Raw genomic sequence first — 16226 nt, 5'->3', positions numbered from 1 at the left:
ACGACTCGGCGCAGGACGTTCGGAGAGCCCGCCGACGAGCGCTATCGCCCGGCCCGGGCGAGCAGGCGCGCACGCTCGTCAGGAGCCGACGCCACCGCGGCCGCCGCCGCCGCCATGCCATAGGCGGCGTCCAGGATCGCCGCGTCCGCCTCGGCAGTCGCGCAGGCCGCCGCGAACTCCGCCGTGTGGTGCACGGCCCCTGCCACCTCGAACCCGATCATCGGGTGGATGCTGGGCACGATGTGCGACACGTTGCCCATGTCGGTCGAACCGACGGCAGGCCCATCGACCTCGATGCGGCGGCCGATCCCGACCAGCGCATCGGCGTAGGCGCGGGACAGCCCTGCATCCTGACGGAGATCCGCGAACGCGTGACCCACCGGCTCGATCGTGAGCGAGCACCCGGTGGCCAGCGCCCCGGCCTCGTAGCAGCGGCGCACCCGATCCCAGAGCGCGTCCAGCTGCTCCTTGCGGGGCGCTCGCAGCTCCACCCGGGCGGTCGCGCGAGCCGGGATGACGTTCGGCGCCGTTCCGCCGTCGACCACGATCGACGACATGACGATGTCATTCGGCAGCTGCTGCCGGGCGAGCGCCGTCGCCGTCTGGGCGATCACGATCGCGTCCAGCGCATTCACGCCCTCGGTCGGGGCTGCGGCGGCATGCGCACCGCGCCCGTGGAACGTCATGTCCCAGCACCCGAGCGCCAACGAGGACGCACCGACGTTATCCTCGCCCGAGGCATGCGCCATCATCGCGATCGCGGCGCCATCGAAGAACCCGGCGTCGATCAGGTCGATCTTCCCTCCCCAGGATTCCTCGGCAGGCGTGCCCAGCACGAGCACGGTGATGTCGAGCTCGTCGGCGAGAGGTGCGAGCGCGAGCGCGGCGCCGACCGCGGAGGCCGCATTCACGTTGTGCCCGCACCCGTGACCGATCTCGGGCAGCGCGTCGTACTCGACGCACACCGCCACGACGAAGTCACCGGTTCCGGCGGTGGCGGCGAAAGCCGTCGGCTGCTCCGGCTGTGCGCCGTCGAAGGCGAAGCCGGCCTCGCGCAGCGCCTCCCGCACCCGCTCCGCCGCGCGGAACTCGTCGCCGCCGAGCTCGGGATCGGCGTGGATCGCATGGCTCAGATCGAGGAGCACGTCGCGGTGCGCCTCCACGGATGCCCGCAGGTCGTCACGGGCTGCGGTCAGGGACGGAGTGGTCATGCGTTCGCCTCCAGAGCCGTCTTGCGGGGGTACCTCAACGCGACGACGCCGGCCAGGGCGGCTGCCACCAGCAGCGTCAGCCAGATGGCGAGGACGCCGCCGAGGGAGATGTGGCCATCGGCCGCCACGAACGCCGTCGAGATGAGCTTGACCGCCGCGGCGCCGATCGCGACCCCGACGGAAAGTGCCAGCTCGTTCAGGCCCGCTGCGGTCGCGGTCTCGTCCACCGGAACGCCCTCGACGCTGAGTGTGCGCGTCGCCGCCTGGTAGGCGCCGATACCCAGGTAGAACACGCTGAACCCGACGATGTAGCCGGCGATGGTGCCGTGCAATGCGGCCATGAGCGCGAAGCCGAGTGCGAGCAGCGCGGCCGCGGTGAACAGCGCGGCCCGCTCGCCGACGCGCCGCATGAAAGGCGGCAGCGCCAACGACGAGGCGAACGCGAGCACCGAGCACGCGGCCAGGATGATCGCGATGTGCAGCGGGTTCATGCCGAAGCCGTACGAGGTGATCGCGGCGTCCGAGTGAAGGAAGATGCCGTTGGTTCCGAAGTAGCTGATCGAGGCGAAGCCGAACAGGAATGTGACGACCGTGACGATGCGCACCCGCGGGATCGACAGCATCCGCAGGTCGATGAATCGCGTGGCGTCCGCGCGGCGGTCCAGGCGCCACCACAGCGCCAGCAGGGCGATCCCGCCGATGCCCGTGATGAGGGTGAGCGGGGAGGCCCATCCCCAATCACCTCCCATCGACATCGCCGTGACGAAGCCGATGAGCCCGAGCGTGCACGACGCCAGAGGCAGCACGGCGAGGGGTTCACGAGTGCCCTCGAGTCCCTTCGGCAGGAAGAGGGATGCCACGAGCGCGATGACCGCGAACGGCACGGCGACCCAGAAGCCGAGGGTCGGGCGCTGCGCGCCGACGACACCGGCGAGGAGGCCGCCGAGCCCGACGGTGATCATCAGCGTCGCGATCATGGCACCCACGCCGCTGCGGGTCGCCGCGGCATCCGTTGCACGCAGGATTCCCATCATCAGCGGGATGAAACCGACCACGCAGGTGAGCATGACGACGCCGATCGTGACGGTCGCCAGCGTCGGCCACAGCGCCATGAGGAACACGCCGAGCGCGACGACGGCGGCAGTGATGCGCAGGACGAGACGGCAGCCCAGGCTGTCACCCAGGCGCGAGATGATCGGCGTCATCACCGCGAATGCGACGGACGAGATGAGGAACAGCCCGTTGATGGTCGGATCGTCGATCTTCAGCTCGGGTCCGAGCGCGGGCAGGATCGGGTTGATGTAGCCCTGGGTGATGCCGGAGAGCGCCTCGATGAGCGCCATCGCGACGATGACGCCGACGATCGGCGCGACGGTGCGCGACCGCGCGGTGGCGGGAGAAGGGGCGGATGACATGGCACGGAGTCCTTCGTTGGAACATCGGGTACGGTCCACGTCTTCGCGGACGACGCCCACCGTATTTTTCGCGGACGTGGTTCATGCCAGAATGCAGCAATCAGACAGATTGGCGTTCAGAATGCCGGAAACCACCGAACCCTCGGAGATCGATCTTGCGCTGCTCGGCGCGCTCGAGATCAACCCGCGAGCCGACTGGACGGCGATCGGCGCGGCACTGGATCTGTCCGCCACCACCGTCGCGCGACGGTGGGCAGTTCTCCGCGCGGCCGGCGACGCGTGGGTGACGCCGTCTCCCGGCCACCTGTTCGTCGCCGAGGCGGGATGCGCGTTCGCGTATCTCGCGATCGATCCAGCACACCTCGAGACGGCGATCGCCGTGCTGGCCGCCTGCCCCACCTTCGCGACGATCTCGCGCGTCACCGGCGAGTACGACCTCATGCTCGACTGCTTCGGCGCTTCTCTGCCCTCGCTGCTCGAGGACATCGGCGCGGCACTGGCCGCCGTACCCGGCATCCTCCGCAAGGAGATCCTGGTCGCGACCCGCCTGCACCGGCACGGAACCCAGTGGCGGTCGGGGACCATCGCGCCCGCCCAGGCGCGCACGCTCCAGCAGGAGCGCACGGCATCGGCCGGACGCCGCCAGGTCGAGGTGCAGCTGGTGGAGGCGCTCACCCGCGACGGGCGCTTGACATGGGAGCAGTTGGGCGCGGTGCTCGAACGATCGGCGCAGACCGCACGGCGCCACACGACCAGCCTGCTCAGCCGAGGCATCCTGACGCTGCGGTGCGACAGGGCACGCCGCTACGACTCGTCACGACGCGAGGCGTCGTTCATCATGAGCGTTCCCGCGCCCCGCCTCGAGGAGGCCGCGCGGTTCTTCGCCGAACAGCCCTCGTGCCGCCTCAGTGTCGAGGTCTTCGGCTCCGCCAACCTCGCCGCGACGCTGTGGGTGCAGGATCTGGTGGAGCTGCAGCGGATCGAGGTGGCTCTGATGTCGCGCATCCCCGAGGTCGCGGTGCGTCAGCGCACACTCTCGATGCGCACCGACAAGCGCCTCGGACACGTGCTCGATCACGAGGGCCGCAGCGTCGCCGTCGTGCCGATGGTGTTCCCGTCGTAAGCCGGCACCAGTGAGTGCCGCAGGGCGAGCGGGACGCTGCGCCCGCGGAGCAGGCGGCCGATCACGAGAACCCGCTCGGCTCAGCCCTCGGCGCCGAGGGCGGCGAGCCTGGCCTCCTCGTCCGCGTGGATCGCGGATTCGATGAGCGGCTCGAGCGCGCCGTCCATCACCTGGTCGAGGTTGTAGGCCTTGAAGCCGGTACGGTGATCCGCGATCCGGTTCTCGGGGAAGTTGTACGTGCGGATCCGCTCGGAGCGGTCCATGCCACGGATCTGCGAGCGACGCGCGTCCGAGGCCGCAGCGTCGAGCTCCTCCTGCTGCTTGGCGAGCAGGCGGGCGCGCAGCACGCGCATGGCCGCCTCGCGGTTCTGCAACTGCGACTTCTCGTTCTGCATGGAGACGACGATCCCGCTCGGCACGTGCGTGATGCGCACCGCGGAGTCGGTCGTGTTCACGGACTGCCCGCCGGGGCCCGAGGAGCGGAACACGTCGATCTTGAGGTCGTTCTGGTTGATCGCGATCTCGTCGGGCTCGTCGACCTCGGGGAACACCAGCACGCCCGTCGTGGACGTGTGGATGCGCCCCTGCGACTCGGTCGCCGGGACGCGCTGCACCCGGTGCACGCCGCCCTCGTACTTGAGGTGCGCCCAGACGCCCTGCGAGGGATCGGTCGAGGATCCCTTGATCGCGACCTGCACGTCCTTGTAGCCGCCGAGATCCGACTCGGTGCGCTCCAGCAGCTCGGTCTTCCAGCCCTTCGAGGCGGCGTACTGCACGTACATGCGCAGCAGATCGGCGGCGAAGAGGGCGGACTCTGCTCCGCCCTCCCCCGCCTTGATCTCCATGATCACGTCGCGCGCGTCGTCCGGATCCCGAGGGATCAGCAGGCGCCGGAGCTTCTCCTGCGCGACCTGCAGCCCCTCCTCCATGCCGGGGATCTCCGCCGCGATGGACTCGTCCTCGCGGGCGAACTCGCGGGCGGTGTCGAGATCCTCGCCGGCGGAGATCCAGTCGTCATGCGCCTTCACGATGCGGCTGAGCTCGGCGTAGCGGCGGTTGACCCGCTTCGCCCGTGCGGCGTCGGCGTGCACCTCGGGGTCGGAGAGCTCCTTCTCCACCCTGCGGTGCTCGTCGCGCAGCGACTCGACCTGCTCGAACATGACGACCGGATCCCTCCCGGATGAGGCAGCGTTCAGGCTGCGCGGATCAGCGGATGCTGTTCTCGGAGGCGTGGCTGTGGCCGGTGCCGGAGGCCGGCTTGCCGAGCTGCGCGTTCTGCATCTGCAGCAGGAACTCGACGTTCGAGTCGGTCTCCTTGAGCTTGCCGAGGACGACCTCGAGGGCCTGCTGCGGGTCGAGCCCGGCGAGGGCGCGGCGCAGCTTCCAGGTGATCTTGACCTCGTCGGGGCTCAGCAGCATCTCCTCGCGGCGGGTCGAGGACGCGTTGACGTCCACGGCCGGGAAGATCCGCTTGTCGGCCAGCGCGCGGCTCAGGCGCAGCTCGCTGTTGCCGGTGCCCTTGAACTCCTCGAAGATGACCTCGTCCATCTTGGATCCGGTCTCCACCAGCGCGGTGGCGAGGATCGTGAGGGATCCGCCGTTCTCGATGTTGCGCGCGGCTCCGAAGAAGCGCTTCGGCGGGTACAGCGCCGAAGCGTCCACGCCACCGGTGAGCACGCGACCGGATGCGGGAGCCGAGATGTTGTACGCGCGGCCGAGGCGGGTGATCGAGTCGAGCAGCACGACCACGTCGCGGCCCAGTTCGACGAGGCGCTTGGCGCGCTCGATCGCGAGCTCGGCGACCGTGGTGTGGTCCTCGGCCGGGCGGTCGAAGGTCGAGGCGATGACCTCGCCCTTCACCGTGCGCTGCATGTCGGTGACCTCTTCGGGGCGCTCGTCGACGAGCACGACCATGAGGTGCACCTCGGGGTTGTTCTGCGCGATCGCATTGGCGATCTGCTGCAGCACGATCGTCTTGCCCGCCTTCGGGGGCGCGACGATGAGGCCGCGCTGGCCCTTGCCGATCGGGGCGACCAGGTCGATGATGCGCTGCGTGAGCTTCTCCGGCGCCGTCTCCAGGCGCAGACGCTCCTGCGGGTAGAGCGGCGTGAGAGCGGAGAACTCGACGCGGTTCGCGGCGTCGTCGGTGCTCAGTCCGTTGACCGAGTCGACCTTCACCAGCGCGTTGTACTTCTGGCGGCCCTGCTGCTCGCCCTCGCGCGGCTGCTTGATCGCTCCGACGACCGCGTCGCCCTTGCGCAGGTTGTACTTCTTGACCTGGCCGAGCGAGACGTACACGTCGCTGGGGCCGGACAGGTAGCCCGTGGTGCGCACGAACGCGTAGTTGTCGAGCACATCGAGGATGCCGGCGATCGGGATGAGGACGTCGTCCTCGCCGATCTCGGTCTCGAACTCGTCGACGTTCTGGTTCTGGCCGCCGCGTCGCTTGTTGCGCTGGCGACCGCGGGCGCTGCCGCCGTCCTCATCGATGTCCTGGGCGCCACCGCGGCCGCCCTGACCGCCCTGGTTGTTGTTCTGGCCGTTGTTGTTCTGGCCGTTGCCCTGGCCGCTGCTCTGGCCGTCCTGGCCGCCGTTGCGGTTGCGGCTGCGCGAGCGGGACCGGCTGCGGCTGCGGCTGGTCGTCTCCTCGCCTCCGTCCGCAGCGGTCTCGGCGGGCTGCGCGTCGGCGGGCGCCGGCTCGGCAGGCACCTCCTTGGCGGCGGGCTCGGATGCGGCCTCGGCCGGTGCCGCGTCGCCGGACTCCGCCGGGGCGTCCTCGGTCTTCTTCGCACGGCTGCGGCGCGGGGCCTTCGCCTTCGGGGCCTCCTCGGCGGGGGCCTCGACGACGGGTGCGGCCTCGGCAGCGGGGGCGGCGTCGGCGCCGCCCGTCTCTGCGGGGGCCTCCTCAGCCTTCTTCGCGCGGCTGCGGCGCGGAGCCTTCGCCTTCGGGGCCTCCTCGGCCGCCGCCTCGGCGGCGGGCGCCTCAGCAGCGGAGGGCGCGGTCTCGGCGGCCTCGGCAGCCTTCGCGGCAGCGGTGGCGGTGGTCGCACGGCGCGGAGCGCGCTTGCGCGGGGCCTTGGGAGCGTCCTGGGCGGACGCCTGCTCGGGCTGCGACGTCGATTCGACGCGTGCCGAGGTTTCGATCTGGGTCTCGGAGATGGTCTCCACGAGTACTCCTCTTGTAAGTCGTGGGAAATTCGACGCGCACACGGCAGATGCCGGGGCGCGACCGCACGATCATGCCGAGAACAGGCTGTCCCCTGCATGCCACCCGGAGAACACGCCCTCAGAGAGCTCGGTGACCGGCTCATGGTGCGGTTTCGGGTGCTGTGCGGTTGACGCGGGAAGTGCGTCGCGGGTCGGGATCACGATTGTGACGAAGAACCCTCCGCTCGTTCCCTCACTGTACCACCTCGCACATCGACGGCGACCATCTGCGGGATCCACGGAGTGTCCGTGACAGCGTCCGCGATCCGCACCGCCTCGAGGCGGCTGCCGGGCCCGTCGCACAGCACGAGCACGCTGGGGCCGGCGCCGGAGACGACCGCCGCGAACCCTTCCGCGCGCAGGGCGCGCACGAGCCGGTTCGTCTCCGGCATCGCGGGCGCGCGGTAGTCCTGGTGCAGGCGGTCGTCGGTGGCGTCCAGCAGCACGTCGGGGCTCTGCGTGAGCGCGGCGATGAGCAGCGCGGAGCGGGAGACGTTGAACACCGCGTCCTCGCTGGGCACCTGCTCGGGCTGCAGGCTGCGCGCCGCCTTGGTGGACATCGTGTAGCCGGGCACCAGCACCAGCGGCGAGACGCCGCGATGCACGAGCAGCTTCTTGTGCTGCGGTCCGCGCTCGGCCGTCCACGCGATCGTCAGACCGCCGAACAGTGCCGGCGCGACGTTGTCCGGGTGCCCCTCGAGCTCCGTCGCGAGGCGCAGCAGCGCGGCGTCGTCGAGCTCGACGACTCCCGCCAGCAGTCCCTGCGCGGCCAGCACGCCCGCGGCGACCGCGGCGCCGGAGGAGCCGAGGCCCCGCCCGTGCGGTACGCCGTTGCGCGCCACGAGACGGATGCCGGGCATCGTGACGCCCGCATCGGCGAAGACGTGCGCGATCGATCGGACGACGAGGTTGGACGCGTCGCGCGCGATCTCCTCGGCGCCGGATCCGGAGACCTCGACCTCGATCAGTCCCGGCTCGAGGGCCGTGACCTCGAGCTCGTCGTACATGCTGAGCGCGAGGCCCAGGGTGTCGAACCCCGGACCGAGGTTGGCGCTCGTGGCGGGGACGCGCACCTCGACGGTGCGCCCCGGCATCGGGCCGCTGGCAGCGTTCACCGTCACTCCCCCTCGACCCGCAGCACCGACACCACACGGGTGACGGCGTCGCTGTCGGCCAGGCGGGCGACGGTGTCGCTGAGCGCCTGCTCGGTGGCGCGGTGGGTGCCGATCACGATGCGGGCGGTGCTGCTCTGCTCGCCTCGCTCGATGGTCTGCAGCGCAGTCGCGATGGAGACGCCGTGGTCGCTGAGTATTCCGGCCACGGTCGCGAGCACGCCCGTGACGTCGGCGACCTCGATGGTGATCTGGTAGCGCGTGGTGATGTGTCCGAACGGCGCGATCGGCAGGCTCTGCCGGGCCGACTCCCCCACGCCGACGCCGCCGGCGATGTGCCGGCGTGCGGCCGAGACGACATCGCCGAGCACGGCCGACGCGGTCTGCACGCCGCCCGCCCCCGCACCATAGAACATGAGCGGACCGGCGGCCTCGGCCTCCACGAACACGGCGTTGTTGCCGCCGTGCACGCTCGCCATCGGATGCTCGCGGTCGATCAGCGCCGGGTACACGCGCACCGAGACCGCGTCGCCGCCGTTCTCGGAGAGGCGCTCGCAGACCGCGAGCAGCTTGATCACGTAGCCCGCGCGGCGGGCGTCCGCGATCATGTCGGCGGTGACGGATTCGATGCCCTGGCGGTGCACGTCATCGATCGAGACCTGCGTGTGGAAGGCGAGGCTGGCCAGGATCGCGGCCTTCTGCGCTGCGTCGTACCCCTCGAGGTCGAGTGTGGGATCCGCCTCCAGATAGCCGAGGTCGGTGGCGATCCGCTGCGCCTCCTCGGCGCTCAGGCCCTGACGGTCCATGGAATCGAGGATGTAGTTCGTGCTTCCGTTGACGATGCCGAAGATCCGCTTGATCCGGTCGCCGGCGAGCGAGTCGCGCAGCGGACGGATGATCGGGATCGCCGCGGCCACAGCCGCCTCGTACGACACGGAGGCGCCGACCTGGTCCGCGGCCTCGAAGATCTCCGCGCCGTGCGTGGCCAGCAGCGCCTTGTTGCCGGTGACGACGTCGGCCCCGCTGCGCAGCGCCTGCAGCACGTAGCCGCGCGCGGGCTCGATCCCGCCCATGAGCTCGATGACGATGTCCGCGCTCTGGATCAGGGCCTCGGCGTCGGTCGTGAGCAGCTCCCGCGGCAGCTCCGCGTCGCGCGGGGCATCGACGTCGCGGACCAGGATCCCCGCGAGCTCGAGCTGCGCGCCGCTGCGCTCGGCGAGATCGCCCTGGTGCTCCAGGAGCAGGCGCGCGACCTGCGATCCCACGGATCCTGCCCCGAGCAGGGCGACGCGGAGGGGGCGGCGGGTGCCGTCGAGTTCCGTCATGCTTCTCCTTCTCCGGTGCGCGCACCGGTGCGCTCCTTCGTCCGCGGAGCGGCGATGCCGGCATCCCTGGAGAGGAGGTCGTCGAGGGTCTCCCCCCGCACGATCACCCGCGCGTGGCCGTCGCGCACGGCGACGACCGCGGGACGCGGGGTGTGGTTGTAGTTGCTGGACAGCGCGTGACAGTACGCGCCGGTCGCCGGCACCGCGAGCAGGTCGCCCGGGGTGACGTCGGAGGGGAGGTACTCGTGATCGACGACGATGTCCCCCGATTCGCAGTGCGAGCCCACGACCCGCGCGAGCGCGGGCGCTCCCGTGCCTTCGCGCGACGCGATGCGCGCCGAGTACTGGGAGCCGTACAGTGCGGGGCGCGCGTTGTCGCTCATGCCGCCGTCGACGCTCACGTAGAGGCGTTCTCCGCGGTCCCCGAGCGAGACCGCCTTAGTGGTTCCGACCTCGTACAGGGTCACCCCCGCCTGTCCGACGACGGCGCGCCCCGGCTCGAACGCGAGCGTCGGGATCGGGATGCCGCGCACCTCGCACTCGCGGGCGACCGCCTCGACGATGGCGGTGGCGAGCTCCTCGATCGGCGTCGGATCGTCGGCGGCGGTGTAGGCGATGCCGAAGCCGCCGCCGAGGTTGAGCAGGGGCAGCTCCCCGCCCTCGCGCAGCTCGGCGTGCAGCTCGACGACCCGCGACGCGGACTCGGCGAAGCCGGCGGATCCGAAGATCTGCGATCCGATGTGGCAGTGCAGACCGCGCAGCCTCAGGCTGGGGATCTCACGGATCCGCTCGACCAGCGCGGGCGCCGCCTCCAGCGGGGTGCCGAACTTCTGGTCCTCGTGCGCGGTGGCGAGGAAGTCGTGGGTCTCCGCGTGCACGCCGCTGTTCACCCGCAGCAGCACACGCTGTACGTACCCGTCCGCACCGGTGCCGCTGCTCTCGGCGCTGCGGCGCTCGGCGATCGCACCGAGGCGCTCGATCTCGATCGCGGAGTCCAGGATGATCGTGCCGACGCCGACCTCGACGGCGCGCTCCAACTCGGCGACGCTCTTGTTGTTGCCGTGGAAGCCGATCCGGGACGGCTTGACACCCGCGGCCAGGGCGATCTCGAGCTCTCCCCCGCTGCAGACGTCGACGCGCAGGCCCTCCTGGGTGACCCAGCGGGCGACCTCGGTGCTGAGGAACGCCTTGCCGGCGTAGTACACGCGCGCCTTGGTGCCGTGGGCGGCAGCCGCAATGTCGAACGCGCTCTTGATCCGGGCGGCGTGCGCGCGGACCTCGGCCTCGTCGAGCACGTAGAGCGGGGTGCCGAAACGGGCACGCAGCTCTGCAACACCCACTCCGCCCAGCTCCAGCTCTCCGTCGGCGTCACGCCGCGCGGAGACCGGCCACACCCCCGGGGCGAGATCGTTCGGATCGGCCGGTTCCTTCAGCCAGTCCGGGGCGAGCGCGTCGTCGGGCGATGCGGAAAGCACAGGGCACCAATCGTCGTGTGTGTCTCGGATATTCGAGCCCGGCCCAGAGCGTGCCGAGTTCTGAGAATTCTAAGGCACCGCGTCGGCCGGGCCCGACGGGTGTGACGCCGCGGGGCGCTCGGACAAGTCGTCTGATTGGATGGCCGGATGCGCGGATTCCATCACGTCGAGCTCTGGGTGCAGGACGTCACACGTTCCGCCCCCGGATGGGACTGGCTGCTCGGACGGATCGGCTTCGCACCGGCGGAGTCCTGGACTGAGGGCCGCTCGTGGCGGAACGGAGACGCCTACCTCACGATCTGCTCGGCCCCTGCCCTGCACGGAACCGGCCACGACCGCCGGCTGCCCGGCCTGAACCACCTGGCCTTCCACGGCGGGTCCCGGAGCGACGTCGACCGGCTGATGGCCGCGGCACCGCAGCACGGCTGGAGCGCCTTGTACGTCGACCGGTACCCGCATGCCGGCGGGCCGGATCACTACGCGGGGTGGCTTGAGAACAGTGAAGGATTCAAGGTCGAGGTCGTCGCGGAATCCTGAACGGGCCCCTCGTCACGGGCTTTCGAACCGGCATCCGCCTCTCGCTACGCTCGGAGGATGGGCACCATGACCGCCTCCGAGCGCACTCCGGCGCAGAAGCCCTGGCTGCCGCGCACGATCGACGCGCTGCTGGGCCGCGTGCTCCGCTGGCGCGTCACACGCGCCTGGCTGCTGTACTCCGAGAAGCACGGGCCGTCCCTGGCCGACGGCATCACCTACCGCGCGCTGTTCAGCCTGTTCGCCGCCGTCCTGTTGGGGTTCTCGGCCGCGGGGCTGTGGCTCACGGGCAATCCCGAGGCCCTCGCCGCTCTCGTCCGGACCGTGGACGCCGCTGTCCCGGGGCTGGTCGGCCACGGCGGCCTCATCGATCCGAACAGGATCGCCGCACCCGCCGGACTGTCCGTCGCGGGTGTCGTCTCGCTCGCGGGACTCGTCGGCGCGGCACTCGGCGCGATCGGGTCGCTGCGCATCGCGCTGCGCATCCTCGCCGGCGCGCTCGCCGACGACGTGCAGTGGTACTGGGTGATCGCTCGCAACCTCGGGCTTGCGCTCGGCATCGGAGTCGGCTTCGCTCTGAGCGCCGCTGCCACGGTGGTCGGCTCGGTCGGCCTGGACCAGATCGCGGAGCTGCTGGGCCTCCGGCACTCGCCCGCGACCGCGTGGATCGAGCGGATCCTGTCGCTCGTCGTCGTGTTCGCGCTCGACACCGCGCTCATCGCCGCGCTGTTCGCGGTGCTCTCCGGAGTGCGCGCGGGCGCCCGCACTCTCTGGGCGGGGTCTGCGCTCGGCGGCCTCGGTCTTCTCGTACTGCAGCAGTTATCCACGCTCTTCGTCGGCGGAGCCGCGTCGAACCCGCTGCTCGCCTCCTTCGCGGCGCTGATCGCGTTGCTGCTGTGGCTGAACCTGTCCGCGCAGGTCGTGCTGCTCGCGAGCGCGTGGATCATCACCGGCGTCGAGGATGCGGAGGACAGGGCGACCGGCAGGCCTCGGTCGTTCGCCGAGCGGCGCCTGGACCGGGCCGAGCGGCTGCTGACCGCGACCACGGCCGAGCGCGACGCAGCGCGCGAGCAGGTCACGACGGAGCACGCCGGATCCTGACTGCTACGACGCGGGACAGGTCCCGTTCTCGAGCAGCTTCGGGTCGGTCGTGATCGCACTGTCCGCGGAGAAGGTCGCCACCAGCGCACCGGCATCCACGCGAAGTCCGCTCAGGTGCACGCCCGCCGGCAGCCGGTCGGCGATGCAGAGCTTCTGCGTCGCGAACAAGGGCTTCAGTGCCGCCCCGAACGGGGTCGATGCGATGGTGTCGGGATCGACGGTGAGCGCGCCGATCGTCGCCGAGGTCGGCGTGAAGGTGAGCTCGCCGCCCGCAGCCCCCGGGGTCAGCGCGAGCGCGAGCGGCACGGTGGCGCCGAAGAGCTTGACGGATCCGGTCGCCTTGACGTCCTCTCCGTCCAGCGTCACGGACTCGATCGGCGTGGATCCGGCAGCCGCCGTGATCGCCTTCTCGAGCTGATCGGCTGTGATGCGGAAGGTGCCCTTCGCGGCGCCGAGCGCGCCGCCGCGGATCGGCACACCGGTCGCATCGACCTGGACGGCACTCGTGATCGGACCGATCGCGACGCTCTTCGAGGAGATGCGGACGTCATCCAGCCGACCCGCCACGAGCTGCGGCAGCACGATCCCGCCCACGTTCACGTCCATCTGCTGGTCGGCGGGGAGTTTCAGCGCCGTGATCACCTGCGAGCGGATCTGCTGCGCGACGACGGCGCGCGCCACGAACTCGCCGCCCACGACGAGGGCCGCGAGCACGACCACGACGATCCCCAGCACCCACGGCCAGCGCGCACGCCGGCGCGGCGGTGGCACGGCGACCGGCGCCGACGGCAGCGGGGGTCGAGGCGGGAGCCCCGCATCGAACGCGGCGCCAGGCGCCGCGCCCCCGACAGCCGCGGTCGCCTGCGACCCGCCGGTCGGCGGCAGCGGCACCGTCGGATGCTCGGAACCGAGGTCCCGCGGATACGGCTCGGTCGGATGCGTGCCCTCCTCCCCGCCGCTCACGTCACATCCGCTCCGGCGCGGACACCCCGAGCAGGTCGAGGCCGTTGCGCAGCACTTGGCCCGTGGCGTCGTTCAGCCACAGGCGGGTGCGGTGCACGTCCTCGATGGGGTCGTCGCCCTGAGGGATCACTCGGCAGTTGTCGTACCAGCGGTGGTACAGACCCGCGAGTTCCTCGAGATAGCGCGCGACGCGATGCGGCTCGCGCACCTCGGCGGCGAACGCCACGATCCGGGGGAACTCCTGCAGCGCGCCCAGCAGCGCGGACTCGGTCTCGTGCGTGAGCAGCTCAGGCGCGAACGCCGAACGGTCCACGCCGGAGTCGGCGGCGTTGCGGGCGACGTTGTGCGTGCGCGCGTGCGCGTACTGCACGTAGAACACCGGGTTGTCGTTCGTGCGCTTCTGCAGCAGCTCCGGATCCAGGGAGAGCGGAGAGTCGGCCGGCGAGCGCTCGAGCGAGTACCGGAGCGCGTCAGTGCCGAGCCACTCGCGCAAGTCGTCCATCTCGATGATGTTGCCCGCGCGCTTGCTGAGCCTCGCGCCTCCCACGGAGACGAGCTGCCCGATGAGCACCTCGACGTCCTTCTCCGGGTCGTCGCCCGCGGCGCCCGCGAGCGCCTTCAGGCGGTGCACGTAGCCGTGGTGGTCGGCGCCGAGCAGGTAGATCTTGTGCTCGAAACCGCGATCGCCCTTGTTCAGGTAGTACGCGGCGTCCGCGGCGAAGTACGTGTACTCGCCGTTGGAACGGCGGATCACGCGGTCCTTGTCGTCGCCGAAGTCGGTCGTGCGCACCCACACCGCGTCGTCCTGGTCGAACACGTGCCCCTGCGCGCGCAGCCGGTCCACGGCCTCGTCCACGAGGCTCGGGGCTCCGCCCTCGCCCTCGGCATGCAGGATCCGCTCGGAGAACCAGACGTCGAACACGACGTTGAACTTCGCGAGCGAGTCCTGCTGCTCGGCCAGCTGGTACTGATAGCCGAGCTCGCGGGCGACGACGAGCTGCACCTCGGGATCGAGCGCGAGGAAATCGGGGCGATCGGCGAGCACGCGCTGGGCGATGTCGGCGATGTAGCTGCCCGCGTAGCCGCCTTCCGGAGTCGGCTCCCCCTTCGCCGACGCGACGATGGATCCGGCGAACCGCTCCATCTGCGCGCCCGCGTCGTTGATGTAGAACTCGCGGGCCACGTTCGCACCGCTCGCGTCGAGCAGGCGCGCGATCGCGTCGCCGAGAGCGGCCCAGCGCGTGTGCCCGATGTGCAGCGGCCCCGTCGGGTTCGCCGAGACGAACTCCACGTTGATCGAGCGTCCTGCCTGCGAGTCGTTGCGCCCATAGGCCTCGCCCGCATCGACGATCACCATGGCGAGGGCGCCGGCCGCGCCTGCCTCGAGACGGACGTTGAGGAAGCCGGGCCCCGCGACCGAGGCCTCGGCGATGCCGTCCACGGCACCGAGTCCGTCGGCGATCTGCTGCGCGAGCTCGCGCGGATTCGTGCCGAGCTGCTTGGCGAGGCGCATGGCGACGTTGGTCGCCCAGTCGCCGTGCTCCCGGTTGCGCGGGCGCTCCAGGACGATGTCTCCTGCGGTGAGCGTGAGGGGCTCGCCGGGTCGTCGCTCGTCCGCGATCGGCGCGAGGACGGACAGGATCGCGGTGGCGAGGGCTTCGGGATTCATAGGGTATCGATTCTAGGGCGTGCCGCCCCGGGGACCGCCGTGCCAGCGGCAGGAGAGACCACGACGGCGCCGGCGCGCATCGCCTCGCCGATCCCCGCCCGCACCCGCGCGAGCGTGTCCTCGTCGACCTCGACCCCCGCATGCCGCAGCGCGAGCATGGTCGCCCCGGCGGCGCCGCTGTCCACGAGCGTGAACGGCTGCTCGCCGAAGCACTCCGCGACGTGCGCGCGCAGCATCTGCTGCGGCTCCCCTGACCGCAGCACGATGCTCCCGCCGACCACGACGGGCCCCGGCGCGGTCTGCACGAGGCCGATCGTGCGCACCAGCTGCTCGCCCGCGTCGCGCAGGATCGCCTCGGCGATCGGATCGTGCTCCTCCGCGGCGTCGAACACGAGCGGGGCGAAGGCCGCCAGCTGCACGGGCCGCTGCCCGTACAGCACCCGGACCAGCTGCTCCAGGGCGGACGGCCGTCCATCGACGCCGCGGCCATGGGCGCCATCACCTGCGATGCCGGCTGCCTGCAGCACCCGCGCCGTGAGCGCGCTCTCCGGCCCGAGGCCGTCCAGCTCCGCCACCGCGGCCGCCGCCGCGCCACGACCGATCCAGAAGCCGCTCCCCCGGTCGCCGAGCAGCCAGCCCAGTCCGTCCGCCGTCGCGACGATGCGGCCGCCCTCCACGCGCACGGCGCTCGCGCCCGTGCCGCACACCACGCCGTAGCCGATGGGGGCGACGGCACCGCTCGCGTACATCGCCAGAAGATCCGACTCGAACCAGAGCTCGCCCGAGAAACCGTCTTCCTTCAGCGGATCGAGAATCCAGTCCGACGTTCCGCCGCGCGCATCATGACCGGCCATCGCGACGACGATCCCCGACACCGCGGACAAGCTCGCACCACCCGCGGCGAGGGCCATCGCGATCGCACCTCGGACCTCGGCAAGAGCGGCAGGAAGGCCAGATGAAGTGGGGTTTCCACTGCCGCCGCGGCCGAAGCCCACGACGCGGCCCTCGCCCGTCGCGAGCACCGCCCTGGTGGACGTCCCACCCGCGTCCACACCGATCACGAGCATGTTGCACCCCAATTTGTTATCTGT

Annotated in this window: 13 protein-coding genes; 3 read left to right on the top strand and 10 right to left on the bottom strand. The window is 71.1% G+C overall.

Going from position 1 to position 16226, the window contains the following annotated elements:
* Positions 1–41: 41 nt before the first annotated feature.
* Positions 42–1211 (bottom strand): amidohydrolase, encoded by a 1170-nt coding sequence (locus LXM50_RS07555; protein ID WP_233310689.1) that lies wholly within the window; start codon positions 1209–1211, stop codon positions 42–44.
* Positions 1208–2626 (bottom strand): MFS transporter, encoded by a 1419-nt coding sequence (locus LXM50_RS07550; RefSeq protein ID WP_233310688.1) that lies wholly within the window; start codon positions 2624–2626, stop codon positions 1208–1210. Before LXM50_RS07550 ends, LXM50_RS07555 begins: the two co-directional genes overlap by 4 nt.
* On the opposite strand from LXM50_RS07550, the gene LXM50_RS07545 reads away from it, so the two are divergent.
* Positions 2544–3749 carry an Lrp/AsnC family transcriptional regulator gene (locus LXM50_RS07545; RefSeq protein ID WP_233310687.1) on the top strand — a complete coding sequence of 402 codons (1206 nt, stop codon included), beginning with the start codon at positions 2544–2546 and terminating at the stop codon, positions 3747–3749. The two genes, LXM50_RS07550 and LXM50_RS07545, sit on opposite strands and share 83 nt — an antisense overlap.
* A gap of 80 nt (positions 3750–3829) precedes the next feature.
* On the opposite strand, the gene prfA is transcribed toward LXM50_RS07545, so the two are convergent.
* The 5 genes from prfA to lysA all read right to left on the bottom strand — a co-directional run bounded on the left by prfA (position 3830) and on the right by lysA (position 10868).
* Positions 3830–4909: a peptide chain release factor 1 gene (gene prfA, locus LXM50_RS07540; RefSeq protein ID WP_233310686.1), complete on the bottom strand. Its 1080-nt coding sequence runs from the start codon at positions 4907–4909 to the stop codon at positions 3830–3832.
* 46 nt (positions 4910–4955) lie between these two features.
* A complete protein-coding gene (gene rho, locus LXM50_RS07535) occupies positions 4956–6917 on the bottom strand; it encodes a transcription termination factor Rho (RefSeq protein WP_233310685.1) in 1962 nt (653 codons plus the stop codon).
* Positions 6918–7114: 197 nt separating this feature from the next.
* A complete protein-coding gene (gene thrB / locus LXM50_RS07530; RefSeq protein WP_233310749.1) occupies positions 7115–8050 on the bottom strand; it encodes a homoserine kinase in 936 nt (311 codons plus the stop codon).
* Between the two features lie 23 nt (positions 8051–8073).
* The gene (locus LXM50_RS07525) at positions 8074–9393 is read right to left on the bottom strand and encodes a homoserine dehydrogenase (RefSeq protein ID WP_233310684.1); all 1320 of its coding nucleotides are present in this window, start codon (positions 9391–9393) and stop codon (positions 8074–8076) included.
* Positions 9390–10868, bottom strand: coding sequence for a diaminopimelate decarboxylase (gene lysA, locus LXM50_RS07520; RefSeq protein ID WP_233310683.1), 1479 nt, complete (start codon positions 10866–10868; stop codon positions 9390–9392). The genes LXM50_RS07525 and lysA overlap by 4 nt, the downstream gene beginning before the upstream one ends.
* A gap of 147 nt (positions 10869–11015) precedes the next feature.
* On the opposite strand from lysA, the gene LXM50_RS07515 reads away from it, so the two are divergent.
* Entirely contained in the window at positions 11016–11405 is a 390-nt protein-coding gene (locus LXM50_RS07515) for a VOC family protein (protein WP_233310682.1), read from the top strand.
* A 57-nt stretch (positions 11406–11462) separates the two neighbouring features.
* Positions 11463–12503: a YhjD/YihY/BrkB family envelope integrity protein gene (locus tag LXM50_RS07510; protein ID WP_233310681.1), complete on the top strand. Its 1041-nt coding sequence runs from the start codon at positions 11463–11465 to the stop codon at positions 12501–12503.
* 3 nt (positions 12504–12506) lie between these two features.
* On the opposite strand, the gene LXM50_RS07505 is transcribed toward LXM50_RS07510, so the two are convergent.
* The 3 genes from LXM50_RS07505 to LXM50_RS07495 are packed head-to-tail and all read right to left on the bottom strand — an operon-like array spanning position 12507 to position 16202.
* Positions 12507–13466, bottom strand: a complete 960-nt coding sequence (locus tag LXM50_RS07505) for a DUF2993 domain-containing protein (protein WP_233310680.1) — start codon at positions 13464–13466, stop codon at positions 12507–12509.
* A 1-nt stretch (position 13467) separates the two neighbouring features.
* On the bottom strand, positions 13468–15135 hold the full coding sequence (argS, locus tag LXM50_RS07500) for an arginine--tRNA ligase (RefSeq protein WP_233310679.1): 1668 nt from the start codon (positions 15133–15135) through the stop codon (positions 13468–13470).
* Positions 15132–16202 (bottom strand): N-acetylglucosamine kinase, encoded by a 1071-nt coding sequence (locus LXM50_RS07495; protein ID WP_233310678.1) that lies wholly within the window; start codon positions 16200–16202, stop codon positions 15132–15134. Before LXM50_RS07495 ends, argS begins: the two co-directional genes overlap by 4 nt.
* Between the last annotated feature and the right edge of the window lie 24 nt (positions 16203–16226).

The organism is Microbacterium sp. Au-Mic1 (assembly GCF_021341785.1).
In the GTDB taxonomy this organism is placed as follows: Bacteria; Actinomycetota; Actinomycetes; order Actinomycetales; family Microbacteriaceae; genus Microbacterium.
The sequence above is the reverse complement of the archived record's forward strand: the minus strand, read 5'-3'. Positions and strand labels throughout refer to the sequence as shown.

What these genes read in the sequence shown, in the direction of transcription:
- LXM50_RS07550 (WP_233310688.1), bottom strand. Translation starts at nt 2,626, where the DNA reads ATGTCATCCGCCCCTTCTCCCGCCACCGCGCGGTCGCGCACCGTCGCG.
- argS (WP_233310679.1), bottom strand. Translation starts at nt 15,135, where the DNA reads ATGAATCCCGAAGCCCTCGCCACCGCGATCCTGTCCGTCCTCGCGCCG.
- LXM50_RS07555 (WP_233310689.1), bottom strand. Translation starts at nt 1,211, where the DNA reads ATGACCACTCCGTCCCTGACCGCAGCCCGTGACGACCTGCGGGCATCC.
- LXM50_RS07515 (WP_233310682.1), top strand. Translation starts at nt 11,016, where the DNA reads ATGCGCGGATTCCATCACGTCGAGCTCTGGGTGCAGGACGTCACACGT.
- LXM50_RS07545 (WP_233310687.1), top strand. Translation starts at nt 2,544, where the DNA reads ATGAGCGCCATCGCGACGATGACGCCGACGATCGGCGCGACGGTGCGC.
- LXM50_RS07510 (WP_233310681.1), top strand. Translation starts at nt 11,463, where the DNA reads ATGGGCACCATGACCGCCTCCGAGCGCACTCCGGCGCAGAAGCCCTGG.
- LXM50_RS07525 (WP_233310684.1), bottom strand. Translation starts at nt 9,393, where the DNA reads ATGACGGAACTCGACGGCACCCGCCGCCCCCTCCGCGTCGCCCTGCTC.
- thrB (WP_233310749.1), bottom strand. Translation starts at nt 8,050, where the DNA reads ATGCCGGGGCGCACCGTCGAGGTGCGCGTCCCCGCCACGAGCGCCAAC.
- LXM50_RS07495 (WP_233310678.1), bottom strand. Translation starts at nt 16,202, where the DNA reads ATGCTCGTGATCGGTGTGGACGCGGGTGGGACGTCCACCAGGGCGGTG.
- prfA (WP_233310686.1), bottom strand. Translation starts at nt 4,909, where the DNA reads ATGTTCGAGCAGGTCGAGTCGCTGCGCGACGAGCACCGCAGGGTGGAG.